At 46.8% G+C, this 25,362-nt stretch carries 19 protein-coding genes and 4 pseudogenes; 1 reads left to right on the forward strand and 22 read right to left on the reverse strand.

What is annotated here, in order from left to right; genetic code table 11:
* Window positions 1–2 precede the first annotated feature (2 nt).
* Window positions 3–951: pseudogene (tnpC, locus tag OCV44_RS22345) on the forward strand (IS66 family transposase); the annotation flags it as partial.
* A gap of 140 nt (window positions 952–1,091) precedes the next feature.
* On the opposite strand, the gene OCV44_RS21830 reads toward tnpC, so the two are convergent.
* The 22 genes and pseudogenes from OCV44_RS21830 to traE all read right to left on the reverse strand — a co-directional run bounded on the left by OCV44_RS21830 (window position 1,092) and on the right by traE (window position 25,352).
* The gene (locus OCV44_RS21830; protein ID WP_139686174.1) at window positions 1,092–1,544 is read right to left on the reverse strand and encodes an immunity 26/phosphotriesterase HocA family protein; all 453 of its coding nucleotides are present in this window, start codon (window positions 1,542–1,544) and stop codon (window positions 1,092–1,094) included.
* Complete coding sequence (locus tag OCV44_RS21835; protein WP_170213767.1) at window positions 1,541–6,913, reverse strand: RHS repeat-associated core domain-containing protein; 5,373 nt, start codon at window positions 6,911–6,913, stop codon at window positions 1,541–1,543. The genes OCV44_RS21830 and OCV44_RS21835 overlap by 4 nt, the downstream gene beginning before the upstream one ends.
* Window positions 6,903–7,241, reverse strand: a complete 339-nt coding sequence (locus OCV44_RS21840) for a hypothetical protein (protein WP_139686172.1) — start codon at window positions 7,239–7,241, stop codon at window positions 6,903–6,905. Before OCV44_RS21840 ends, OCV44_RS21835 begins: the two co-directional genes overlap by 11 nt.
* Before the next feature lie 276 nt (window positions 7,242–7,517).
* Window positions 7,518–8,567, reverse strand: a pseudogene (locus OCV44_RS21845) (IS91 family transposase).
* Between the two features lie 24 nt (window positions 8,568–8,591).
* Window positions 8,592–9,769, reverse strand: a protein-coding gene (locus tag OCV44_RS21850) for an IS3 family transposase (protein WP_249631935.1) whose coding sequence is annotated in 2 segments (ribosomal slippage) — window positions 8,592–9,511 and window positions 9,511–9,769 — 1,179 coding nt in all. Because the reading frame shifts where the segments join, the coding sequence is not laid out codon by codon here.
* Window positions 9,770–9,846: 77 nt separating this feature from the next.
* A pseudogene (locus OCV44_RS21855) lies at window positions 9,847–10,875 on the reverse strand (conjugal transfer protein TraH); the annotation flags it as partial.
* The gene (trbB, locus tag OCV44_RS21860) at window positions 10,872–11,285 is read right to left on the reverse strand and encodes a type-F conjugative transfer system pilin assembly thiol-disulfide isomerase TrbB (RefSeq protein WP_139686155.1); all 414 of its coding nucleotides are present in this window, start codon (window positions 11,283–11,285) and stop codon (window positions 10,872–10,874) included. The pseudogene OCV44_RS21855 and the gene trbB, both read right to left, overlap by 4 nt.
* Before the next feature lie 92 nt (window positions 11,286–11,377).
* Window positions 11,378–12,157 (reverse strand): type-F conjugative transfer system pilin assembly protein TraF, encoded by a 780-nt coding sequence (gene traF, locus OCV44_RS21865; RefSeq protein WP_139686157.1) that lies wholly within the window; start codon window positions 12,155–12,157, stop codon window positions 11,378–11,380.
* 33 nt (window positions 12,158–12,190) lie between these two features.
* Window positions 12,191–12,748 carry a hypothetical protein gene (locus tag OCV44_RS21870; RefSeq protein ID WP_246091851.1) on the reverse strand — a complete coding sequence of 186 codons (558 nt, stop codon included), beginning with the start codon at window positions 12,746–12,748 and terminating at the stop codon, window positions 12,191–12,193.
* A gap of 217 nt (window positions 12,749–12,965) precedes the next feature.
* Entirely contained in the window at window positions 12,966–13,499 is a 534-nt protein-coding gene (locus OCV44_RS21875) for a hypothetical protein (RefSeq protein ID WP_139686154.1), read from the reverse strand.
* A 12-nt stretch (window positions 13,500–13,511) separates the two neighbouring features.
* Entirely contained in the window at window positions 13,512–13,865 is a 354-nt protein-coding gene (locus OCV44_RS21880) for a hypothetical protein (protein WP_139686153.1), read from the reverse strand.
* A 30-nt stretch (window positions 13,866–13,895) separates the two neighbouring features.
* Complete coding sequence (gene traN, locus OCV44_RS21885) at window positions 13,896–15,599, reverse strand: type-F conjugative transfer system mating-pair stabilization protein TraN (protein ID WP_139686152.1); 1,704 nt, start codon at window positions 15,597–15,599, stop codon at window positions 13,896–13,898.
* A gap of 36 nt (window positions 15,600–15,635) precedes the next feature.
* Window positions 15,636–16,349, reverse strand: a complete 714-nt coding sequence (gene trbC, locus OCV44_RS21890; protein WP_139686151.1) for a type-F conjugative transfer system pilin assembly protein TrbC — start codon at window positions 16,347–16,349, stop codon at window positions 15,636–15,638.
* A gap of 253 nt (window positions 16,350–16,602) precedes the next feature.
* On the reverse strand, window positions 16,603–17,613 hold the full coding sequence (gene traU / locus OCV44_RS21895) for a conjugal transfer pilus assembly protein TraU (RefSeq protein WP_211349784.1): 1,011 nt from the start codon (window positions 17,611–17,613) through the stop codon (window positions 16,603–16,605).
* A gap of 278 nt (window positions 17,614–17,891) precedes the next feature.
* A complete protein-coding gene (locus OCV44_RS21900) occupies window positions 17,892–18,464 on the reverse strand; it encodes a hypothetical protein (protein ID WP_139686149.1) in 573 nt (190 codons plus the stop codon).
* Entirely contained in the window at window positions 18,464–19,192 is a 729-nt protein-coding gene (gene traW, locus OCV44_RS21905) for a type-F conjugative transfer system protein TraW (protein ID WP_139686148.1), read from the reverse strand. The genes OCV44_RS21900 and traW overlap by 1 nt, the downstream gene beginning before the upstream one ends.
* The gene (gene traC / locus OCV44_RS21910; RefSeq protein WP_261900965.1) at window positions 19,143–21,692 is read right to left on the reverse strand and encodes a type IV secretion system protein TraC; all 2,550 of its coding nucleotides are present in this window, start codon (window positions 21,690–21,692) and stop codon (window positions 19,143–19,145) included. The genes traW and traC overlap by 50 nt, the downstream gene beginning before the upstream one ends.
* An 18-nt stretch (window positions 21,693–21,710) precedes the next feature.
* Window positions 21,711–22,076 carry a hypothetical protein gene (locus tag OCV44_RS21915; RefSeq protein WP_139686279.1) on the reverse strand — a complete coding sequence of 122 codons (366 nt, stop codon included), beginning with the start codon at window positions 22,074–22,076 and terminating at the stop codon, window positions 21,711–21,713.
* Window positions 22,077–22,078: 2 nt separating this feature from the next.
* Complete coding sequence (gene traV, locus OCV44_RS21920) at window positions 22,079–22,474, reverse strand: type IV conjugative transfer system lipoprotein TraV (protein ID WP_139686280.1); 396 nt, start codon at window positions 22,472–22,474, stop codon at window positions 22,079–22,081.
* A gap of 2 nt (window positions 22,475–22,476) precedes the next feature.
* Window positions 22,477–24,015, reverse strand: a pseudogene (locus OCV44_RS21925) (TrbI/VirB10 family protein).
* Window positions 24,005–24,790 (reverse strand): type-F conjugative transfer system secretin TraK, encoded by a 786-nt coding sequence (gene traK, locus OCV44_RS21930; protein WP_261900966.1) that lies wholly within the window; start codon window positions 24,788–24,790, stop codon window positions 24,005–24,007. The pseudogene OCV44_RS21925 and the gene traK overlap by 11 nt, the downstream one beginning before the upstream one ends.
* Window positions 24,780–25,352: a type IV conjugative transfer system protein TraE gene (gene traE, locus OCV44_RS21935; RefSeq protein ID WP_261900967.1), complete on the reverse strand. Its 573-nt coding sequence runs from the start codon at window positions 25,350–25,352 to the stop codon at window positions 24,780–24,782. The genes traK and traE overlap by 11 nt, the downstream gene beginning before the upstream one ends.
* Window positions 25,353–25,362 lie beyond the last annotated feature (10 nt).

Consider the following 25,362-nt stretch of genomic DNA (forward strand, 5'->3'; position numbering starts at 1 on the left):
CTTACCTTGAACAATCGCTGTTCAGACAATATGAGCTAGAGCTCAACCGTAAAACGATGAGTCAGTGGATACTGCGTTGCGCTGATAAGGTTGAGCCGTTAATCGCCTTACTGAAAGAAACCCTCCTTGCTCAAGATATTCTGTTCGCGGACGAGACCACGTTGACCGTGCTCGATGATGAAAGAAAAGTTACATCTGGTTGTATGGGTGTGGTCCAGACCGGGGCGGTAATGCGCAATACCCCGGTATCGTCTTGTTCGACTACCTGGAAGGGAGTCGGGGGCATCACTGCCCTCAATCGTATCTGTCAAATTACACAGGATACATTCATGTTGATGGGTATAAAGCGTATGAAAAGACAGAGGCGAAGTTGGTGGGTTGCTGGGCGCATGCAAGACGCAAGTTCATAGAGGCAGAGCAGAGCCAACCAAAAAAGCAAGCAAGGTAAAGGGGGTAAAATCCAGTGGGCCGTCAGTTGGTTCCAAAAGCTCTATCGTGTTGAACAAGCACTCAAAGATAAGACGAGAGAAGAGCGATATGTTACCCGCCAATCAAATATTCAATCTCTGCTCAATGAGTTCAAGGCGTGGTTAGATAAATCGGTCACTCAGGTGCCCCCTAAAAGTAAACTGGGTGAGGCGATTAGCTACATACAGTCTCAATCAATGGTCGAAGCTAGTACGAGTTATCGATGATGGCCGGTTAAGCATGGATAATAACCGAGCGGAACGTTCAGTACGTCCGTTCACGGTAGGACGGAAACTGGTTGTTCTCTAAGACTCATAATGGAGCACGCGCCAGTGCTGTGCTTACAGCCTAATCGAAACCGCGAAGACTAACGACTGTGAGCCGTATGAGTATCTCGAATACGCGCTACGAGAAATCCCGAAACTGAAGAGTGAGGACGACCATGGCCATCTTCTTCCTTGGAACATGCCAAAAACGGACTAGTCCCCTCCGCCCCGCCCCGAATAGCGTTCAGAATGACAGATACCGCCTTAGTTGGCGGTATCTGTGTTGATATTAGAAAGTCAATGAGTCGGTTCGTAGACGCTTACTCTGCATCTAGCTAAAACTTTGCGACAAAAACTTTATTTTAGCTTTAAGGATTCAACCCATTGGTTAGGGACGCCAGAATAGTGATCTCGTAAACGGTCTTCAACATGTTCTGGGTTCCAGACAGCGGCCCGATCCAAGCCTTTACACTGCTCTCTAGTTGTGGGAATTTCTTCAGAGTTTAAATATAAACAAATTTCATTTGATATAGGATCTTGTTTGAAGAAACTAACCGGCTCTTTTAAGTTGTTATCTATTTCTCTGTTACCTATGATTTCCCAACGTCCGGAAGTGATAGCATAATTCATTACCCATAACTTAAATAATACAGGTGACCTTATAATTTCGTCGATTGGTAGAAGAACATCGGTTTTAACCTCGTAGAAAGCTATAAGCGGTTCTTCTAAAATACGGCCGAAACACAGACTACCATCTTCTAGAGTTATTTTAATAATATCACCGATACGGTATTTTATATTTTTCATCATCCACCAAATTCTTTTTGTGCTTGATCCCGGTAATTTTGTTTATTAGGGTTCCTCGGTGATACCCCATTGATTTTATTTCCAGAAGTTCCCCCCATAGATTGAGCTCCGCCGTGAGCATCTATCATTTGTTGTTCTCGTCCCCGAATTGCTGATTTATTGAAGGACGTTTTATCAAGACTTGCAGGGCCGTAGCCTTTCTGATTCATGTGGTGGCTAGCATCTCGACGAGCAATGTTTTGTTCTGGAGTACCGAAACCACTTGTTCTTCCAGTATACACTTTACCAGTTACAGGATCTGTTTTAGTATAAGTTTGATACGTTTTTCCTGTCTTCTTTGTAGCAATAGCCGCAGCACGTTTAGCGTATCGTCCTGCCGTTACAGCTTGTCCTACCCCTGGCGTGGCAGCGGCCATTGATAAGGCGGCCTCGCCTGGTAACCCCCGAGCCACATATACTATAGCACTAAGTACATCCGGAACAATACCTACCCCTGGAGCAAGCCCTGCTGCATCTAATGTAGTATTCAGCCCAGATAAAAATCGATCCCAGCCACTCACTTCTTCTTCAGGCTCCGGCTCTTTTACCTCTTCGCCTGGGGTTAAGCTATCACGCTCACTCTTTTGCTTATGCTCTCTGTCACCTTTAAATCGCTCATTGTTAGCATTTCTTCGATTATCATTGTCAATTTTGGGCGTCTCTTTAATCGCAATATACCCTGTTGGATCGACGTATTTAAGTGGGTTATTAAAGGCATAAGCGTAACGGTTATAGCTTTGCGCATTGTACGGATCTTGAATGAAACCATCAGCCGAGATAAATCGACCAATGGCAGGGTCGTAAATCCGCCCATTCATGTGAATCAAATCAAATTCATCGACATGCTCATGTCCTGTAAAGCCACGGTTGGTTTCAGAAATCGTCAGTGGTTTATGATACAAAGAAGATAAGTCCCGTCTCATTCCAAACGGCTCATAGCTGTATCGCTCTAAAACCAGTCCCATTTCATCGGCTACGGTATCTATTGAGCCTAATGCGTCTCGGTATAAATACTTGGTTTGGTTTTCTCTGGAGGATTCTGTGTGGATAGCTTGTAGCTTTCCATAAGCATAAATGTAATGTTTCGACTCAGATTTAGAGCCTGTGGTGACTTCCTCAAATATTTGGTCAAAATATACCGTCGTCTGATTATTTGACTCTTTGAGATAACGGCGCCCATCTGGAGCGTAAGAGAAGTTAACCTGTTTATTACCCTCAATGATACGGCTTGGTTTCGAGGTGTGATCCCAGTAGATTTTCCGAGTGCCCGCATTTTTGATGTTACCATTATGATCGTAAGTGTAGCTTTCATCGCCCTTGCTGGAAGAGTACACACTGGTTAATTGGTAAGCCCCCGCACCGTATGAGTAAGTTTTTCTATTTCCTTCTGTAAAGTTTCCATTTCGGTCATAACTATAGTTAATGTCGAATCCATTATAATTGCTGTCAAAAAATTTAGCATTAGTCAGTCTATCTAAGCCATCATATTCAAATTCTTCACTGAGATCGTTTATCCCATCTTTGCGGTAAATGACATTATTAAAGCTATCATACTCATAACTTAAATCTCTTAATAAGCTGAGACCATGAGTCTGTATTCTATCGAGCCTACCAGTAATCGAGTTGTACTGCCTAACCGTGGTCAGCCCATTTCCTGTGGTATAACTGGAAATTCGATTTCCGGCATCTAAATCATTCGCTATCCATAGATATTTTTTATTGGTTTCGCTTATCAAGGTATCAAGGCTGTTGTTTTTCAGTGCGCGGCTCCATTGGTCACTGAACAGGTTGATATCTCGATCTAACTGCGCGGTAACAATCTCGATCTCTTTAATGATATCGCCATAATCGCCCGATTTTTTCTTGATATTGCGGAAATGAGTGACGAAATCCACTTGTAAATTACTGATCTCTTGTTGTGCGCTATTGGGCAGCCCATCCACAAGGTGGTAAAAAATATTTTTCTTTCCACGCATATCAGAGATATCCGTGGCCGCCGTCATGCCATCGAACTCTAAATGCTCTTCCGTTCGTTCAACACCACCAATGTGTTTTAATACGCCAGAAGGTTTAGTGACCTCTATGTAGGTAAAAAAATCTTCGTCATTAACAGGTAGGGGGCGGCGGCGGTCGTCCCCTCTGTTATTACTTCGCTCTTCGGGATTCCAATGTTGGATGTACCAGCTATTGCCATCTCGGTAATAAACCACATCACCTTCACCACGATAAATTTGAAAACCCTCAACATAGCTATCATTAAAAATATCGATTTGTGTATTTTTTTCTCTGTAGAAATGATCTTTTACCACCTCAAGCTCTTCTGATATCACTTGAAGGCTACGACGGTTTGCTTCCGCTTTCTTTTTTACATCAGCAAGGTGCTTGTTTAACGATGACTTTATTGAGGTTAACCTCGCGACATTGGACACTCCGCTTTTTTCTTTTGCGGTGTAGACGCCCGACAAATACCCATTGTCGTTATATTCATTAAATAAGGTAAACCCGCCCGGTCTTGTATCGGTGGCAATTCGCCCTAATCCATCATAGCCAAACGAGCGCTGAAGCACCTTATTAGGGCTCGATTGAGTGATCGTGGCGAGTCGGCCAAAACGGTCATAACGGTAGGCTTTAGAGATATCATCGCCAACGATTTTAGACAGTTCACCGATGCCGTTATCACTGCTGTCCCATTCCCATCGGTCGGTGAGTACTTGTCCTTTATGATGATAGGTCTTATCGGTCACACGGCCTATGGCATCATAAGTGTTGGCAATGATGGTGCCGTTTGCATCTTTCTTCCATATTTCTTCATTAAAAGAGTTATAACGGAATGACCACACCCCTTTAATGGGATCGTTTAACTGGGTTCGTTGCCCGAAGGGACCAAATTCAATGTGAGTAAGTTCACCATTGGCATTGGCAATCACGGTATTGCCTTCACCATCAAACCGAAATGACACATAGCTGCCTTCAGGTTGCTCAACTGTCTCGATCCGCTCTAGAGGATCAAGGTAGGAGCGCTCAACTCTTTGTTCGCCCGAGAACGCCGCGACAGTTTTCGTGATCACATTATCGGTGTATGTAAAGGTTGTGGTATTAATGGGTGAAATGATTCGTGTTTTTCGACCTAACACATCATAGGCATACTCAAGCCAGCCAATCTGATCTCCCCAGTAATAAGGTAAGCTCTCTTTTACGATGCGGCCAACTCTATCGTATTGATAATCGACAATAACCGGATCGCCATGAAAGCCAACAGTGGAGAGTCTGAGTACTTTATTGACCCCATTAATATACTCGGTAATAGTTGCAATGCCAGGTGTGGTTTTGACCCGTTTGTAGACAGCGTATCGGGGAGCTCGTGCATCACCGCGAGCGTCTTCATAACGAATAGTTGTATTAAGGTTGGTATTATCGGTTGAGCTGATTTTTCGACAAAAAACATCATAGACAGCCGTTGAGGTTTGCTGGTTGATATCAGTATAAGCCGTTGGTTGGCCGCAATATTGGTTATAACTCCAGTGCTCTTTTCTTCCCAATGGGTCCGTCGTAGATTGTGGGTATTCACCGCTATATTGAATCGTATTGGCTCTAGAGATACTTTGTGTGTTGGTTATGTTGCCCTGCGCATCGTAGGTATAGGTAAAGCCATTTTGCGTCTCTTTTGTCCTTTTCCCTGAGCTATCATAGTCAAAGAGAGCCGTTCTCATTAATCGGTTGTTATGAAAGGTTTTTTTCTCTTTTAACTTTTTGGTCGCATTAAATTTTTGCGTATAGCGGTACTCATTAGAGACGGCACCATCTTTTAAGTATTTCGCAACTTTCGTTTGTGGAAGGTGATTGTCATAATCAGAAAATAGGGTGACGGTTGAATAGGTTTCTTGTACAAAATCACTCTCACTTAGAATATCCACCGATGTTAAGTTCTCATCTTCATAAAGGCGAGTGGTGGTTTCAATAGAAAAAGCTCGGCCAGACCCGTTACTTAATTTTGTTACCTCTTGAGTGGGTCTCACTACATGGTATTTGGTATTGTTCGAGATGTCTTCATAAGTGAAGCTGGTTATATCCGTTACCGAGTGGTTACCATCTCTCATTGTAACCTGAGTCGGCTCTCCAAAGTATGGAAATGATTGATTATATATGGTGTCGATGTAACCTAAGTCAGAGATCTTTTCTGTGATTTTTTTAAAACCCAAGTAGGATTTTTGAGTGCTGTCGTATTTTTCACCTGAATAAGTGTATGAAATGTTCGTGGTGTCTTGCTCGTCCCCTGCGCCTTCTTCGATAGAGCTTAATACGTTATAACGGATCTTTTGACCCAAAGGGTTCTTTACACCGTCATATTTAGTAAAAGTACCTTCAAACCGGTACTTGTCATCATTTGTAGCCTGAAAACTTTCAAGTATATTGAGTTGGGAAAAAGGAGAACCACTGAATGTTTTATAAGCGAAGTTCAACGGTGTGACACATTCGGTATCATTGACGCAATAATTTAATTGATTGATGTGTTTTTTATCAGCTGAGTACTTGAGCGAGTATTGACTTTTAACGTATTGATTGTCGTAGGTAATGCTTGTTAGTTTATTGTTAGGATAAGTGAAATTAATTTCATTTCCTGAGTATTCAATTGATGAAACCCTGAGGTTATGAGATACGGTGTCATAAGTGTAATTGATGGTATTTTTATTGATGTCTTCTTTTTTGTATATATAAAAAGAGTCGGCAAAATATTTAGTGACATTCCGCTCTCTATCATGGTCATGGTTTCCTCCTCCATGTATCGTTTCCGTTACCGTTTTTCCAAATCGACTGGTGGCTTTAGTTCCACCATAATACGATTTTTCGCCTGTGGTTTTATTCGTCACCACCATGCTTGGCTTTACTTTTAAGTTATTCCACTGGCTATGTAGATAACGGTCTCCGATAACCTTTATTTCTAAATTTTGATTGTTTACTTCAGGAACATATTGACCGTTGGATAGTTTCACCAATCTTTCATTGTCTAAACACAGCGTATTATTGTTGTATTTATCTAAGCAGATAGAGATGGTTGATATACCCGAAAGATACCACCAATTGGCTACGTATTGTTGGCCACCAGAATTGGCGGAATTAAACGTTAATGATAAGTCTGGTGTATATCCATTACTCCCACGGGGTAATGCGATAGGGATAGAATAGGTCAAATCTCCTTGCTTAGCTTCATAGGAGCCCAACAGGTTACCTGAATACCCTCCATAATCGTTACTTAGCGCCTGATTGGCGGCTTGCGTAGAAAAAGAGCAAAACGCTACAAATGTAACGATACCTGTCAGCCATTTATTTATCATTGTTCGTCTCCAAGCCATATTTGTTTATTATTGTTTTCACTTTTGTATCGAATTTTTTTATATCGACAGAGATGTCGTTTTGAATATCATTAGAGCGTTGTAGTTTTGAATTGATATCGAGTAAATAGTCACTGTTATCAGGAAGGTTCGAGTCGCTAATGGAAATCAACTCTGGCCGAGCCTTTATCAATGGAGAGGTTTTAATATGTTCCGTTGTTTCATTAATAACTTGAGGCGGGGTAGTGGTTTGTTTTACAATAAAAAAGTATAAGCCCCCACAAATGACCAATACAAATGGAATAACATACTTCGCTAATATATGCATCATTAACCTAATCAATAGCTTGCCTATTGATGACGTTAATGAAAAAGTGTAAAAAAATATATATTTCTAATTGAAATTAATGATCTTCCCCACAGTTTTGTGGGTTAACCTGGAAGGTAAGGAATCTCAATGTTTCCTTACCTGAACAATCGCGGCCTAACTCACGTCAGAATGAGTCCCGGACAGACCTAACTTCTGCTCTACAATCTAAACACGGGTGTTAATTGAACACTTGCACGCTGTTTTCGCTATTTCAGATACACTCATCCTGCGAAATGCCTAAATTGACCTGATTTGGGCTTGAGCCATCGCATGATGGACCAACTCCGACAGCGCCTCTCCAGCCCTAAAACGAAGAAACGTTAAACGGTGCCCACAAAGAATGCACTCAAACGGGTCAACCTTCACATACCCTTTCAGCATGGCGGCGTAACCGGGCATTTCAGGTGAGTCTTTAGGGGCGATGCCCAAGGCATCGTAGACCTTAGGGATCATCTCACCACGACGTCGGTTCGATAGAAAACCAAAGTATTGAATCATTTTGAGGAAGTTATGTCGTAAACGCGACGCCGATATGGGGGGCGTTTTAGGTAGCGGCCGAGGTATGTCATGGTGGGCGTAACGTTGGCCGTTTTCTTTGCAAAGTACAGCTTCCATCGACGACAATATTGGCTGGTTAGAAATCGTGACCAATCTTGCTCATGACGAATAAAAGGGCAGCCCTCTCCAGTCAAATCTAACTCTGAGTAATGGGAGCCGAGAAGTTGAGTGATGGCGGTACGCCAACACTTCTCAGTGGTCTTAGCTTTAAAGAAAATGGGCTTCCACAGGCCTGTCCTCTTACATAAGCCTCCGCGCGTGACAGATAAGTGGATGTGCACATTCCAATTCAATTTTCTCCCGTAGGTATGAAGTGCACAGAACACGCCAATATCGATATCCAGATGCTTTGCCCATCTTAAGAAGATTTTGGCTGCCCAACTAAAGAGATGATTGAGAAGAAAACGATTATCCCGAAAGATTGGCCACAATGTGTGTGGGAGCGTCAACGTTACGTGTTGATACTCACACTCAGGAAAGACATGTTGTTGCTTTCGTATCCACCGCTTCGTGGCTTTAATGCCACAACTGTCGCAAAAGCGAGATTTGCACGTCTGATGAATGTATTTGTGGTGGGTGCAGTCAGCATCGATACTCTTTAGAGCCAAAAGCGGCGGTACTGCAAGCGAGCATCTTGGTGACGTTTTCAATGACGACGGTTCGGAGGGTTTCTCGATACTTATTTAGATAGTTCAGCCAATTATCGTTGGCATTGAAGAGTTGTTTGATGGGCTTATTCGGATACTGTAGTGGTCAAGTAAAACTGGCCACAGTTTTATAAGGGAACCAAAACTGTCGTTCCGACTCATTTGGTGTTAATCCACCATTGTATTGATGTGGACGATGCTGGTTGTAATAACCAACCAAATAATCCGTTATTGCTTTCTGTGCCTCTGTAAAACTTCTATAGCCATTCTTTGGTACCCATTCCGTTTTTAAACTTCTGAACACTCGCTCCATAGGACTATTATCCCAACAGTTCCCTCGACGACTCATACTTTGAGTGATTCGATATCTCCATAGCAACTGACGATATTTTTTACTCGTATAGTGGCAACCTTGATCCGAGTGGAACATTACACCAGACGGCCTTCCGCGGCTCTCATTGGCCATGGTCAGCGCCTTGCCAGTCAATACACTATCTGGTGAGTTAGACATTGCCCAACCGATGACTTTTCGTGCGAACAAGTCAATAACAACGGCTAGATAAGACCATCTCTCCCCCGTCCAGATATAAGTCACATCGCCACACCAGACTTGATTCGGCTCAGTCACCGCGAACTGACGATTTAACCGGTTAGGTATATGAACATGTTCCTGCTGTGTTTTTTTGTACGTATGTTTTGCTAGCTGGCAACTGACTAAGTCTAGTTCTTTCATGAACTTACTTGCTCGGTAACGGCTAAGTCGAATACCTCTTGCTGTGACTATGTCAGCAATGGTTCTCGCTCCAGCGGAACCATTGCTCAGCTCATAAGATCGGCGAACTTCGGCACGAACAAGCACATGCTCTGACGACAGAGATTTATCTCTATTTGCCCAATAACGATAACTACTGCGATGAACCCCGAACACTTCGCAAAGCCGTTTCACAGCATAACTCTTCTTGAGTTTCTCGATCATCGAGAACCGTTCAGGGAGTCTGACATCAAGAGAGCCGTAGCCTTTTTTAGAATTTCCTTTTCTTCTTCAATGCGTTTGATTTTCTTTTTAAGGTCACGAATTTCTCTTTGCTCTGGAGTGAGTGGTGATGAATTTGGTGTCTTACCAGCTCTTTCAGCTTTGAGTTGCCTTACCCAGCTTTCTAACGTAGTTTTTCCAATCCCCATTGCTTCGCAGGTTTCTTTATAGGAACGTCCCTGGTCAAGCACTAGCTGAGCGCATTCAAGTTTAAATTCTGGGTTAAAAGTGCGTCTTTCACGCTTAGTCATAATGTCACCTGTTTTAGTATCGAGATGATCATACATCACCTCTTAATCAGGTGGCCAAATTAACTATGCCACTACACCGTGAGTTTTTGGTCGATGGCTATCTTTTGCAGTATCGATTCCAGTTGTGTGCGTATCTGGTTTTGTATGCCGTTCGTTTGAGTGATGGATAAGTGATTGCGCTTGGTGATGGTAATGCACGCCTTGGGGTCTGTGTTGCGGCACTGATACACGTCAGCTTTACCCCCTTCGAGCAAGACATTGACGAGGTTATTGTTGTCGGTCAAAAGGCTAGGGTAGTAACGAGGGTTACCGTTAGCATCGTACACGTAAGTCCCTGACAAGCTCATCATAAACTGCGCCAGATTTTTGTCGGCTGACAAAAAAGCGTTGTTCATAATCGCAGACCACACCACGTTATGATGGGTTTGAGTGATGTCTTTCAGTGCAGAATCATTCTTGGCGTTGGCGAGCTGACCGGCGGCTTTGCCTCCTGAGCCGCATTCATGCTGCGCTTCAACCCAATCCGAGAATGCGTTGTTTTGTGTGCCGAGCGTTGCGCAGACGTGCTTTTTGGTGGCCGGGGCAGCAAAGGCGGTCAATCCACCGATAGAGGCTTGCGCGGCTTCGCAAGAGTTCACCGACTGGTTGAGGTATTTGTCGGCAATGGCTTGCAGATTATCGAGGTTTTGTTTGAGCTGCGGCGCCCAGGTTTGCAGGGCTAGATTGACAATAAAGGGCGGAGCATTATGAATGATGGCTTTGCCCAGTTTCACCAGTTGGTCTGAGCTGATGTGTGAAAATCCCCCCATGAACATATCAATGCCAGAGCACCCTGCACTGATGGAGGGAACCGTGGCGCTGACCAATTGTGCATCGACAATTTTGTTGCGCACAAACAAGCTGCCTCCGGTGTAGTAGTTTGCCGACTGCCCTTGGTAAGCGGTCGGATTTGAGACATTGGCGTTGTACCCTGAGTTGTCAAAAAAACGCGCCAGTGAGTGATTGGTGTCGGCGTGGCTTACGCTTGATAAGCTGATGAGAAACAAAGGAATAACGCACTTATGTACCGAAATGGTGGATAAGTGGTGGCAAAGTGAGCATCTCATTGTAATGCCTCCTGTACGCGTGGGTCGCTTAAGGCTTGCTGAATGCTTTGAGCGAGCGTGCTTTCTGGTACGTCCCCAATGCTTAAGCGTGAGAACTTACGGCTGTTGACGTTCATTAAAAAGGTCGCGGGCATGACGGCTTTTCCATTGCTTGGGAAAAAGGTCTGACCAATTTCTGGTGTGACAGGAATAGGCACTTCAAAGCCAGCAATCCCCACCTCGTCCACAGAGAAGGCGTAAACCGGTAATTGAAAGCGCTCGCCAAGGCGAGTGATTTTAGGCGCGGCCTTGTGGCAGTATGGACATGTGCTTTCAAAAAAGAACACCAGAGCGTATTGGTTTTGCATGGCCGCGTGCGCGCTTGTGGTTAACAGAGTTAAGCCAAGCAGCAATATTCGAAAAAAGGGCATGATGCCTCCAAATAGAGTGAATTAACGTAATGGATGAGATCAGAAATGTGATAATGAACCCGGTAGGGTGGTTCAGCAGGGATTGAGTGACTTTAAAAATCCGATTGCTCAAAGTTGGTCGCGACGTTGTAAAAGCGACCCACTAAATCATTTTGACTTATCCAGCCGTACGCCAGCGGCTTCATCTCTCCAGTGCTTGGGTGCACCAAAATTAATGCCGGTGTAAAAGGCACCGAGACTTTACCTTGGTTATGACGGTTTTCTTTGAGGTTAGTGATGAAAGTATCATCATTGCTGATACCCAATAACTCAAAATGATATTGGTCAGCAAACGCTTGAATGGACGGGGCGAGTTGCTGGCTGAGCGTATCTTTACCTTCATAGACAAAGAAAAACCCCCATCCGTCTTGTTTCATCTTTTCAACCGCGTCGGTTTTCTTCTTATCTTCCAGTTCTAAATACACCTGTCTTGCGGCTTGTTCTGTTGGGTGGTCTTTGGTGTAAGAGAACTCAGGTCTTTCGAGCAACAATGCTTTAAAGGTCATGCCTAATTGGTCGGTTTGGTCCGTGATAAAGTGATTTAACGCTAAAAATTTCGCGAGCTTGTCTTTATCTTTGGGATGAATGGCCGCGTCGTTTTGCGCCTCAATATGCACCGAATGAAACCAGTCCATTTGCTCGGTGGCTGACAAGGTTTTAGGGCTTGATACTGTGGTTTGCGTGTTGCTTGGCAGCGGTTTAGGTTTGGGCGTTTTAGGTGCTGGTCTTGGCTCGTTGTACCATCGCCACCCTGGTGGGGCATCATTGGCGAGAGCAGAAGGCAGAGGGGCAAGCAGCGTTAGGGTAATGACGTAAAGCAGAGATTTTTTCATCATTATAGACCTCGATGAAATGCGGCAGAGTGTTTAAGTAATGGGTGACAGTGCGCTTATGGCTTTTCCTACAATTTGCGGTGATTGGCAGAATTGAGGCTTGAATCTTTCGTTATCGCAAAGTAGCCAGAATCCTTGTTTTTCTTCATCCCACTGCAATCGTCTAAATATCCGACCTTGCGAGCTATCCAAGCAATAAATACCGTTGGGGAGGTGGCTATCTGGTGTGAGTTTTTCAAGAACTACCGGCGTATTGATAGATAGCGTTGGGCTCATCGCATCGTCTAAGCAAAGTTCGACGCATTGGTTGGATTGAAGCCAGTGGTTATCGGTGTAGTTCTGACCTGTTAATAACCAAAGGATATCTACATTTGCCAGTTGTGCTATGGCGATTAAGTCGTGAATGCCAGGAGTGCTTTTGCCATTTACATAGTTGTTGATGCTGACAAATGAGCCTGCACCTTTCCAAGCTTTCGCAAAGGCTCGTTGCGACATCGGAGCAATGGCAATGCGAAGTCGTTCACCAAGCCCGCAGATTTGCTCCTTTATTTTGGGATTAAATTCTCTTTTTCGAGTCTCTAGATTGTTCATGGTCTACTTTATCTTCATATTGATTGTGTTTATTTAATCAGCGAGATTTGAATTATGGAGTTGTGGGCGGCTGCAATCGATTCAGGTGTTTGGGTGCTTTTCCCTTTACTTTTTGCTCTAGTGTTCTTGCAAAGTAGAGGGTTTGCTTAATTTTGATATATTTATTAATCGCTCTTATCGCCAGATTTCCATGGCTTAGCGATAAGAGCGTATTTCCTTACTGCTCTACCTTCTTACCTTCCTCCATTGTCTTATTGTCTTCATCAGTCTTAGTTTGTTGCGTTGATCCTTTGTTGTACTGATTGGTCACCTGTCTTGAGCGCTTGCCATACTTTGCTCTGATGTGGTCGCAAACGCTAAATAAGCTGGTTACAAATAAACTGAAAATTACCAAACTCAAATAAAGCAGCCCTATCTGCTCTCTTTCGCGCTGTGTGGTCACACGTGCAGAGTCGGCTATTGAGGTGGTTTTTACTTCCGAATTTGGACAAGGGTTGGCATTACCTACGATGCTTGCTCTATCAATCGGTGTTCCATCGGTGCATTCAAAAATACGTATCTGCCCTTTCTCGGCTTTACCAAGCCACGCAGCTTCTGTCACGGCCGTGACTGATCCTTGGTTGTAATTAAAATGGATGTCAGTTGCTAAAACATAGGCAGCGATGACAAGCAGTAATACCGCGGGCGTTTGAATGAGGTGGTTAACAAGTAGTGATAGTGTGGAGCGGTGGCGCTGGATAAAGTTTTTCATGTGATTTCCTTTTTAGTTGTGAGGGTGTTCGTTATCTTGATTTTTATGGTTTCCTGCTCGCACGTAGGAAGTCGGCATTGCGTTAAAACGTGTTTGCAGCGTTGAGTGCATGACTTTCACTGCGACATAGAATAGTAGACCGTATAGCGTAATGTTCATGCTAAGCTGCCAAGTGTTTGTCATGGCCGAGTGAAGCGAAGCAAGAGACATCGCGTCCAATTGCTCTGGTGTCAGCGTTGTGATGTGGATGGCCAAGAGGCAAGTAAAAATCGAGGCCAGCAGTGCAAGCATCAGCACAGCGATGTGCATTAGGCTGATGGCTTGCTGCAAGGCGTGAGTCAGTTGGTGAGTACGTTTGGGTGTCATGGTGTGTGTCCTTTTGTCTCGAATCGTTTGCTATCCCCCCGTGGCACTTTGAAGGCGTTTCTTGATTTCATCAAAGTTGGGAAGGTTGGTGTTGTCGTGCATGTCTGGGTAGAACTCTTTAAAATCAATGTATTCAAAGTTAATTTGTCCTAGCTCTTCGGGCGTAATGGCGGCGCAAGTGGGGTTTTTGGCACTGCCTAATCGTTTACCCAGTTGTTGAATAGAGCCTTGCTCTTGGATGATTTTAGCAAGCTTGTTGTCGTAAACGCAGTAACTGCGTTTTTTACGAGTGCAGACACCCAGAACTTTCTTGGCGCAGTATTGCCCCACGTATAGGGTTAAGCCTTTCTCTTTGGCTTCACCGAGCGCTTCTTCCGCTTCGCTGCATTTTGCTCCTAAGCCTTGCCCCCATCCTGAGTCTTTACAACAGTCGTTAAACCCCGCGAGCTTCTTACTGCATTTCATTGGCTTACCCGTGAATATTTTAGGTGGGTCGCCCACATCTTTTACCGCTTCGGCAAGCCCGGCTAGCGCGGCGACGGACTTATCAAAGTTACCGTTAAGTTTAGGCTCGGGTACATAGCACTCCCCATCAAGACAGAAAGATTGCTCACCACACTGCATGTTCGTGGCTCTGCAGGTCTTCTCAGCACACTTCTTCGTGACCTCATGCTCGATGCACACCCCGTTTTGTTTGAGGCTGCAATGTTGAGCTTGAGTCGTGCAGTCTTTCGGGAGCACAGCGCAGGTGTCAGGTCGGTCACATTGATGGTTAACCTGGTATTTCCAACAGTTAAGCGTGGTAGGGACGCCATTGATAGTGCGAGTAGAGCGGCCTTCGACACAAGTTTGAGAGATGACCTTGCACTCTTTTAATAAGGTGCATTGTGTTCTCCAAGTCAGTGTGTTTTTGACGCAGTTACCGCCCGAAAGGGTATAGCCTGATCGGCATGAAAGTTTGACGGGTTGGCTGTGTTCAATGCGTCCACATATTTGATACTTTTCGCGGTAATCCGTGCCGTTCTCTCGACCACATGCCTGTTCTGATCGATAACGAGAATGGCCGCTTTTCCAAAAGCCAAATCCTGCGCCTTGCCAGTGAAAAGAGTAATCACCACAGCTACGCTCAACATAATTTCTAGAGTCATAACGACATTCTTGAGTGATTTTTTTACAAACCATACCATTACGTGACCAACCGGATGGGCAACTATAAATTACAGCAGAGGTGTGTGGGGTAAAGATAGGGATTTTAGTGCAAGGGACAGAATTATAGGTTGGTTTTTGGCACTGCTTGGGAATGTAATCGATGACGCACTGTGTTGCGTTGTCACAATCCACGTAGGCATTCGAAATGCCATGGGTGACTTCAAACGCATTCTCTTGGCCAAGTAAGGCAAATTGCATTGCCGGATCGTTTTTTACATCCGGTCGCCCTTTATTGAAGTTGGCGTTGATGTCTTGGGCCAATCCGTTAGTCACAAACTCTGTCCCCTTTTGGGTGTTGATATCACTGTCTGATAGCTTGGATTGTTTTGGGTTTCGCCTCTCTTCTCGACACGCCGCGTCTTTGCAATAGTCATCGATGTTGAGGGGGAGGGCATTGGGTGTGAGCGCTTGACCGGCTGCTTGTTTCGCCCAATTTGCGCTGTCGGTAAAGGTCTGTTGCTCGTTCGCCAGTGCGAGCGTAGAAAAAAGACTGAGCGTGAGCACAGCCTGGACATAAATCCGCATAAGAAGCTCCTCATCAAAAGTTGTGGTGATAGAGGGTTATTGAGAATAGAGAGTACGCAGCAGCGGGTGAACGTTTTGTTGCGCATCGCCCGTGGCGAGGTAATCCAGAGCTTGGTAGAGCGAGATATTACCGTAAAGGATATCGTAGTCCGTGGCGTTGCAAGGCTGTTTGGGTAAGCAGCGGTCTTGTTTGACGGAAACAAACGCCGGTACGCGCTGAATATCAAATTGCTTAAACCAATCGGGACTTATTGAAAAGCCGCTTTGAATGGGCGCCTTATTGGGTGAGCGTATTAATGACTCAATGCGCTTAGCCGTGGCTGGAAAGCCTTGGGGTAAGACGCCGCGTATCACCAGTGGCACGCCTAAGTGCTCACTTTGCATCAAAAGTTGCTTGAGCGCGGTCGTTGGCATGGTGAGTGAAACAAACACCATCACCCCTTTTGGGGCTTGGTCAGGGTTGCGTGTGGGCTTTTGTATTCCCAATAAAGGAGAAAGGCTCTCTTCTTTGATCAAATCTTGAACATTGCGGCTGAGCGTCAGCGCTTCTTCTCGATAAGTATGGGCTTGGTTTTGTATGCCGTCTGTGTCCCATGGTTTTGCTGTCTCTGGCTGCGAGGCTAGGTCTTGCTCAAGCTTGGCAAAGGCTTTGAGCTCTTGCTCTGTGTAAGCTTGGATGGGTAAGGCAATGAAACAACACAGAAAAACAAAAGAGCGCCGAAAGGCGCTCTCAAAAGATAAAAGGGTCATAGTTACCTCGTTATGATGGCCGCTGAAAGGGTGGGTAGAGGGTGTGAGCGTTTTGGAAGCTGATTGACTTCACCTGGCGAGCATTGAGGTCGCGGCAAAACGAGAAGCAAAACTGCGAGAGCGGGAAACAGCAGTAAATGTGCTTGTTGTTGGCGAGGTCTGTTTTTAAAAAATCGCTCAGGGAGTCATGGTGACTGGCAATAAATAGGTCAGTCTCGTTTTTGTGGGTAGGAGTGGACATCATCACGTCACCTTATAAAAATACACAATTGCGCTTTCGCCATTGTACAAAACCAAAATTATCCCCTGTCACTGGATTGTCATGACCGGCTTCCCAGAGTGTGGTGGTCGTGGTGTACGGGTGACACCAAGCGGCATCGGGAATTGGCCCCGACATTTGATATCGATAACGGGATTTTGGCAAAATAGGATCGGGGTATTGATAACAAATCGCGCCGTCTTCACCGCGCGTCTCCCAGATTATCCCTTGTCGATGCAGCTTGTAGTTGAGCTTCTCCATTAAGAGTGTCGCCGCTTGAATGGGCGTGTCTCGATAGTTGGTGGTGCCAGTCAGTGGATAAGCACTGCCTTGTGAGCCTAAACACCAAAATAGCGCATCAATAGGCAAGGCAACGTTCGCAGAGGTCAACATGGCTTCGGGCACGCAAGCCAACTGCGCGGCCAGATTACCAAACAGTAACGCTTCGGGGTTGAGGATGAGTGATAACTCATCGTCGTCCCAAAGCGGGTCAATCTCTGTCATGTAGGCCACATCAAACACATCGGTGGCCATGCAAGCGGTCGATTGCATCAGTTGCAGCCAATAAATGACCGGGTACTTATACCAATGGGCGTGATAAAAGCCGCCGTCACTGCTGTCACTCTCTCTGGCGGTAACGCGCCCACCGATACGCTGAGTGTTGGCGCCTGACATTTGCACGCCCATGTTCACCATGCAGTAAGGGACGCGCGTGATATCGGTTAAGGCATAAGGCTCCCAATAGCCAATGTTCACGCCTATTTGCATAAAGATAGGTGGCGGTTTTGGGCAATAAGAAATGGGCATTGTGGGGTTGTTGGTGTCTGGATATTTGGACGGCATGACCGTGGCTGAGCCTATGGTCATCGGGAACAAGCAATCCCAACAAATATCGGTGATGGGGTTAATAAAACGGCTTTTACAGGCTGCGCTGGCGGCTAGGGTGGATGGCGCAATAAAAATTAACAGGCAGTACAGCAGTAAACGAAAGTATCGTTGCGTCATGGCGGTGTCCTTTTTCCACGCGTGGCGTGGTGCTCCTTTTGTCTCGACAAGAGGCTTCGCCTCGTTATCGCAGCCAAAAGCGAGCTTGGTGAATAGAAAAAGAAGTGACGATGGAAGCATGATCAAGAAGACGCTCATTATCCAAAGTGACGTTGTTAGGTTACTTTGATTTCCCCTATCGTTGAGAGGAGTTGGGCTAACTGCGCAAGTTCTTTATCGGCTTTCTCACGATGATACCCAAGGTAGTAAGTCAATGAGAACGGCACAAGAGAACGATATCATCGATGCGTTAGCGCGGGCGTTCTTGAGTTGCTATTGGCGTTTTCGTTTATTTTGCTCTTAAGAGAGCGGCTGGCGACTTCAATTTCATAGGCTAGCTCACGCATGGATTGCTCAAGCTCACGTCTTTGGTATCCGTATCGCCAGAGGCGTGAGAAAAAGTAGTGGTAGGCTTTATCGTAAGGTGGGCTTGTCAGCCGAAAGCATAACTCACATTCTTGGTTGAATTTCCCTTCAATCACCCAGGGAATAGCCTTAAATTGAGCCATACACCAAAGGTGTTGATGCAGATGAATGGCTATGTGTACAGGTGCTTTAAAGTAGACATAGGGGGGTTCAATGTGCCCGTACAAGTGACCATGGCAAGAAGCGATAGTTTCAACGCCATCAATGGCGTTTAATTGCTGGACGGCGGCTTTGATGTGCTTGTCTATAACATGGTAAGGCTGTCTGTATTGAATGATGGGGGCTATCAGAAATTCAAACAATAACGCCTTTATGTTGTTGAGCAATTCAATCAACATGAATACCATGTCACAGCAAAATCCTTTCCATCGTTTTTGGGTTGCCATTACTCTATCTCCAAGGGTTGCAAGCCTGATACGTTCACCTCATCGATGCGCCAGCGCGTACCGTATTGGTAGGCAATGGCAGGGACGTGAGTGATGTTAAGCGATTGGGTTAAGTGGCCTTGCTGCGAAAAATACATTCTTGCATCCAATAAGGTCGCCATTTTATTCGGGCTGCCTCCCGTCAGTATCCACTTGATTGGCTTGGCGTTTTGATACTCGCTGGCAAACCTTCGTTGCTGCGCGTCTCTGGCATCCAAAAAGACCAGCACCTTACTGAGTTCAAATTGTGGTAGAACGTCTTGACCGCCGACCTTTGGCCAAGTGCGACTGTCAAAGGGGTTCACCCTAGTACCCGCCTTGGCTATCACTGCCCCCGTCGTGGGGGCGATGATGTCTTTAGGGATAGTGATGCTTGGGTCAACGTAAAAGGTGCGGGGGCTGGTTGTGGTGGTTAACCCTTCAACGGGCGGTGGATTTTCAATGCTTTGTTGTACGCGCTCCGTGAACTCGTTTTGCATGTCCGCCAATTGGCCACTGGCCTCAAACCCTTTCAGTCTCTGATGTATCCACTCCAGCATGTCGATTTCACCGATAGGGAAGACCGGGGCGACTTGCCCTAGGTGCTTTCCATCGGCACTGGTTGCGGCAAGCCCTGCCACCAAAAGCAAAAGCGGTGATTTAAGCGCTTGCCCCAATGGCTTGATTAAAGGCGTCAATTTCTTTGCCATAAAAGTGCATGGAGGTTTGCTCAATGGCGCGCTCCAGCGATTGACCTTGTTTATAGAGATTTTCACAATACTCAAACTCCTTTGGCTCGGTTGAGAACATGGCGCGTTTCACCGGAGAGGCGAAAAAGCGGTGGTAGGTGACATGGCCGCCTGCCTTGATACGCGCGCTGCTGTATCCGGCTTCTGCAGAGGGGGCGAAGCTTTTAATGATGCGCTGCTCAAACGGTGAGAAGGCATCGGGGTTTTGGGCTAGGTATTTATCAAACCCTTCGCCTTGACGAAGAATGATGTGGATATCGGAGTTGTTGTAGCAGGCTTTGGCTTCCTCGCTGCTAAAGAAATCCTCAATCCCTTGAGTCACCGTGCAAAAAGCGCCGCCGAACTTGCGGGCGGTGCGATAGCCGGTGTTGATGAACTCCCTCGCTTGCTCGTTCGCCCCAGAAAGCAGGCTCCAGGCCTCTTCGATGATGCACATCTTAGGCGTAGAGCGAGAGCCTGAAAGGTACATCTGCTGGTTAATCGACACCATCAGCGCAAAAATGACCGGTCTAAGCACCGCAGGCGGGAACCCATCCAACTCCAACGTCGTAAATTCAACGTTTGGGTCGAGCATGGAGGGCTTGTTAAACACGTCTTTATACATACCATCGGTGCAGAACTTTTTCAGTTGCACCGCAATGTCTTTGATGCGTCGGTCGCCTTCCTCTCCCGCAATCTCAATCAAGGCGTCTCTGACATCATCCACTAAGGCTTGATTGCCTTTAGATTCCCACGCCGTCACTATCGCATCGCCGAGTACGCTTTGTTGAAAGGCCGTCAGTGGCGTGTAGGGCGACGCAATGGTGGCGAACAACGCGGTGATGTTATCGAGCGCTTCCATCATGGGGTCAACGGGTCTACCGTCATCGTCCACAAACTCAAACTCCGCATTTTGCATGGCGCCTAAATGGGTGAACGGGTTTAAGAAGATATTAGCGTGGGTCATGTAGGTTCCCCCAAGGCTGAGCGTCAATTTTTTGTAGCTGGCGCCTTTATCGAGGATCCACACTTTACCGCCCATGGCGTACACCGTTTCCGCGATTTCTTGAACCAGAAAGCTTTTCCCAGCGCCTGAGCCTCCCGTCAGGGCGATGTTTTGGTTATCACTGCCACAGGTGAAAGGGTTAAAGAACGAGATTTGTTGGCGCATCGTGGGTAGGAGTACGCCCCCTTTGAGCTGGCTAAAGTCCATGATAAGCGGAAAGAGATTCACTAAATTAGAACTTTTAAACGTGCGAACGCGGCCGGCTTTTTTGCAATCGCCCCATAACCCTTCACTCATCATAAAAGGCAAGGTGGAGAGCAGCGCTTGGGGTTGATTCATTTTCAGTGGAATGATATCAAGACCTGCATTGCCAAATGACTCCTTCGCCGCTTGAGTGTCTTTTTTCTGACGGGTTTTGTCGGTCAGCAGTGAGACGGTGAGTACCATAGACGCGATAGTAAACTCTTTAGACAACAGGCCTTTTTGCAAGGCCTTACGCTCTTTGAGTTCATCTTCAGCCATGGGCGCGAGTATCGCCATTTGGCTGTTCACCGTCTTGGTTAGGTCTTTTATCTTATTATCGTTATCTGCATTCTGCTTACCGGTTGGCTCGTTACGAAAACTCAAGGTCACGCGATGCGGGCAAGTGATGTTACGCGATACGTTGCGGATAGAAGAGAAAGCCTCGGGTAAGGCGTACAAGCGATAATCACCAGGCAATCGAGAAAGCCCCAAATGAACCAAGCGTGTGCGTACCTCTTCCCCTTGGTCATTGGTATGACGGGTGGCGATATGACCACGATGGGTTAACGCTTCGGTATCGGGAGATAACGCTTGCAGGTTCAAAGGCTCTAATGGGTTGTAGCTTTTTTCCTTTGGCCTGTCTTGGCGCTTATCAAAGTTTAAGATATCCCCCACACCAGTGAGCAACATCTCAGGTGTTACGGGCAGTAAATCAAACCCCAGCTGCGCGAGTCCTGTCTCTAGCGTCATTCGCGCATCCAGCAGCTCTTGCGGGTCTTTTTCCGTGGTGGAGACAAAAAAGAACGCGTCGTAGTCGCGCAAATCAAAGCGATTGTTTTTTTGTCTGTGCAGATAACCGTGCTGCGCGGCGTAGTGGGCGTAAATGGCGTCATCGTTGGCCATCTTCTGGCAGATACCGCCTCGCTGACTGAGTAGCGCTTGATTGCCTTCTAAGTAGTGCGCGACACGGTTATGACCAAACAGCTGTACTTGATAGTCCCATTTATCCCCATCGGGCAAGTCCCCCATGAGGTGGCTTAATGACTGAATCAAATCGTCGTTTGCGCCCCCAAGGACGCTGATTTTAAAACCAAAGCCGCGTGAGTGAACGTTATCAAAGACTTGCTCAATGGGATCGTAGTCTCGATACGGTAATTCATGGTGAAGGTGGTTTTGGGCTTGCTTGGCATCTTGGAACAAGGCGGACAAGCCACTTCGTGAGGTAGAAAACATGGGTATTCCTTTTCTATTTTACCAAAACACAGACAATGGCCAGCTGACACTTTGCATCGCTTCATCACTGAGTTGGAGACGGCGAGCAAGCTCAGGATGCCCCTTTTGTTGCAAGCAGGGGTATGGGTTTGGTTTGATTGGGGAGGGAAGGGGGACGCCCTCTTCTTCATTTTTAATCTCAGGGGGTGCCATGCAATCTTGGACGGCTTGATGGATAACGCGCGTATCTAAGGCGGGCTGAGACTCGATGTAGCGCGCCACAACCTGGTCTCTGGCGTCATCGTGTGAGGTGATGAACTGCGCCACTTGTGCTAGGGCGCTGCTCAGGAATACGCCCCATAACACTAAGAAGGCAATGAATACTTTTTTGAGTGTTCTTATCATGGTTAATCCTTCCAAATCTCGCGGGCAGGGCGCCCAGACCAACGACTATCGTCTAAGACAAAGTAAACATCCATCGTATCGATGTAGTGATTGTCTTTGTCGATGAAAGGGAAGACGGTGAGCTTTTTAACGTCTTCTTGGCTTCGCTCAGGCTCCCCCTCTCGATTGCGCCTTGGCAGTAAGGTAAAGGCGGAAGGTGGGGCAAGACGCGATTGAGGGGAAACCGTGGGTATGCCGCTGTCACCGGTATAGCCGTAGACGTTGTCTCGAACCTCGTTCATGGTGACGCATCCGGAAACGCCGCCGACCTTATCGCAACTGTATTCGCTCTCAAAGCCCGCGCTGCATCCGGTCAGACCTAGGAGTATCGATAGTGAAAACAAAAACTGTCTATTCATGGTTATTCCTCACGCCCAAAGCCCACGCTGCTTAACCCTTGTTGGGTGATTTTTTGCGCTAATGGGTTGATAGGGGCGGTTTGAGTGGTGGGTGGAAGGGCGGGAGCATTGGTAATAACATCGAGTATCTGGTTAGAGCTCGATACGTGCTCACGCTGCTCATTAATGCGCGCTTCGTATTCATCGGCCAGTAGCGGGTCTAAGGGAAAGCCTTCCAAAAAGACAATATTGACGATGGCGCCAGGGTTGACTTCCACGATGGGGTGGTAGAGCTCCGCCAGTTTGATGTAGTAGTCCGCTAACTTGCTGCCAACGCTTTCGGTGGCGCCGCCCAGCAGGTTTAACCCTATCTTGTCGGTGTTAACACTGGTACTTGGACCAAGCGCGGTCGGTGTTGTGGTTTGGGCGAGCGCTTTACCGGCATCCCCAACGCCTTGCAATATTCCAGCAATGCCCGCCATTTGAACGATTTTCCCGTTTTTCAAGATGGTTGTGCCGCGAATGCCATTGCGCCCAAAGTTAAACACGGTCGCATTGACGGGGATATCAAGGATATCCCCATTAGGTTGTATGCAGCTCATTCTGTTGGTGCGCGCCACGCCGCGACTGGATGAAATTTCCCCGTAGACCGCGCCTGTGATGGTGCAGTCCTTGAGTTTAGAGGGCTGACCGTTGGGTAATATTCCTTGATTGACGGTTTGAAAGACAATCGGGGAGGTATCGCCTTGTCCAGACACACCCGCATTCGCATCCGCACCTCCAGTAATCACTGCGGTGACAAAAGTGCCGGTTGGTACGTAGTTATCGGTCGTGCGGCGAGATTGTTTCTCCTCGATACTGGCTTGCCAATGAAACTCAAAGCTATCAAAGGCATCCCCACCAAAAGCCACATCATCTTGTTGTTGATACTGAAACTCATTGACCTTAGCGGTTTCAATGTTGCCATTCATCGCTGGTCTTGGGGGCAATTTGTATTGACCAAACGTGCCGCCTTGTTGACTGTCTCCCTTGTGCTGAGTGGAAGAGTCGCCTGTATTGAGGGCTGAGGCTAATTGCGTCTCAAGCTGAACTTTGAGTGCGTCCACTTCATCGAGCTTTTGTTGCATCTTTTGCTCAAGCTCTGTCAGTTGTGACGCATTATCACGCTCATTGGCTTTTTTTATGTTTTCTAACTCAGAGGTTAAGCTCTGTCCAAAGCGGCTCAATGTCCCCTCAAACTTGACTAAGCTTTGCTCGATTTGGTTGATTTTATCTTGCTGAAACGTCAGGGCCGATTGGTTGTCCTTGTCGGTGAAATCGTCGGTGACGATAGCGCCAAAGCCAACGTCTTGATTGACGTTGCTTGGTGCTTGGGGAGGCTGCGTGAATCGCCAGACCACGAATGCGATGGCGGCCAATATCAGCAACACCGTGAACGTTATGGTGCGATTGCGCTTTCTTGTCACCGCATTGACTGTGCCGCCGTCTTAAAAGTCCCCATCGGTGTCTTTAAAGGTGCGTTTCTTAAAGCGGTCAACTGCGTCCTTTTGTTTATCGAACATGAGCGGCGCCTCCTCCGGTGATGAGATAGAGCGTGGTGGTTTGCCCTGGTTTTAATTGATAGGCATCGAGCGCAGCTGAGCGTGCAGAGTCGCTGTAGAACTGCGCGGTGGTCAGCGATAGGTCACTGCGGCCTTGGTTTTTGAGCTGATAAACCACCCCAGAGTAATTACGGCCAACGAAGACCGTTTGAGGGATGATGGCTAATGCCGCTTCATCTTTAGGCAGCGTTTTAGGGTCAACGTCGTGGCGTTTAAAGCCCGCAATGGGCGCGCCGTCATGGACAGAGCGCATCATGGCTTTGGTGAGCGCGGTCATGGCCGCGGGGTAATCGGCTACAAGCGCTATCGGGCTTTGCTGCTCTTTGTAGCTTTGTGACCAGACAAACTCTGTGACCAAAGACGGGGTCGCTTTAGGCGTAATGAACAGCGCGAACAGCCGCCCTTTCTCTGTGGTCAGGTGCGCAGTGAACGGTAAGGCGATATTGATTTTTAGTGCAATGGAGCCTGATGCGTCTTTTTGGTTGCCTGACGAGGTGCAAAACCCTTTCGGGCAGACTATAGAAAGAATGCGGTCGTTTTTGACCAGCAAGCGGTTCACGTTAATGGAAGAGAGTGCCAAGGGTATGGTGTCGCCTTCATCAAACTCATAACTGACCATGGCGGCATTGTCGGCTATGGCTAAAGGGGGGATGAGCCATGTCAACAAAAGCGCCATGGATAAACAAAGGGAGCGCCACCGCATTGAGGGGTTAAAAAAGGGTTGATTAAGATTCATCGGTATTGACCTCGACGGCTTCAATGGAGAGTAAACCTATTGAGCCTTGTTCGTAGCTAAAGTTAACTTGATACCACTTCATCTCCGGCTCTAGGGCGCGTTGGCCGACGTGCTTTTGGAGTGTGCCGTAGAGCTGTACTTGGAGGGTATCGAGGGAGATACGGACGTCCTCGACCGCAAATTGACTGCTGATGTTGTCTTTTTTAATCACCGTGGCTTCACGAAGCAGCTTAGGTTGTACGCTGTGCCAACTGGTTTCATCAACATAGTCAAGCAACAAGCCAAACTGACGGCCAACGCTGGCTGGCGTAATGTTGAGTTTCAGGTGGAGGAGGTAATCAGCCATTTGTTGAAGGTAAGGCTCATCGACCGCGCCGTCTGAAATGGTAAAGGCTTGAGAGAGTGTCGGGGGGACTAAGGTTCGGCTTTGGTGGGTCAGGGCTTGATAACTGGTGTAACCCAACACCAGGTTCGTGATAAGCATGACAAGAAAGCCTGCACTCAAAAAAAGATTGAGGAGGCTTTTGACGGCCAGCTTATCCCGTTTGACAAACGGGTCCATGAGGAAGTGT

This window comes from Vibrio tasmaniensis, assembly GCF_024347635.1.
Classification (GTDB): Bacteria; Pseudomonadota; Gammaproteobacteria; order Enterobacterales; family Vibrionaceae; genus Vibrio; species Vibrio tasmaniensis.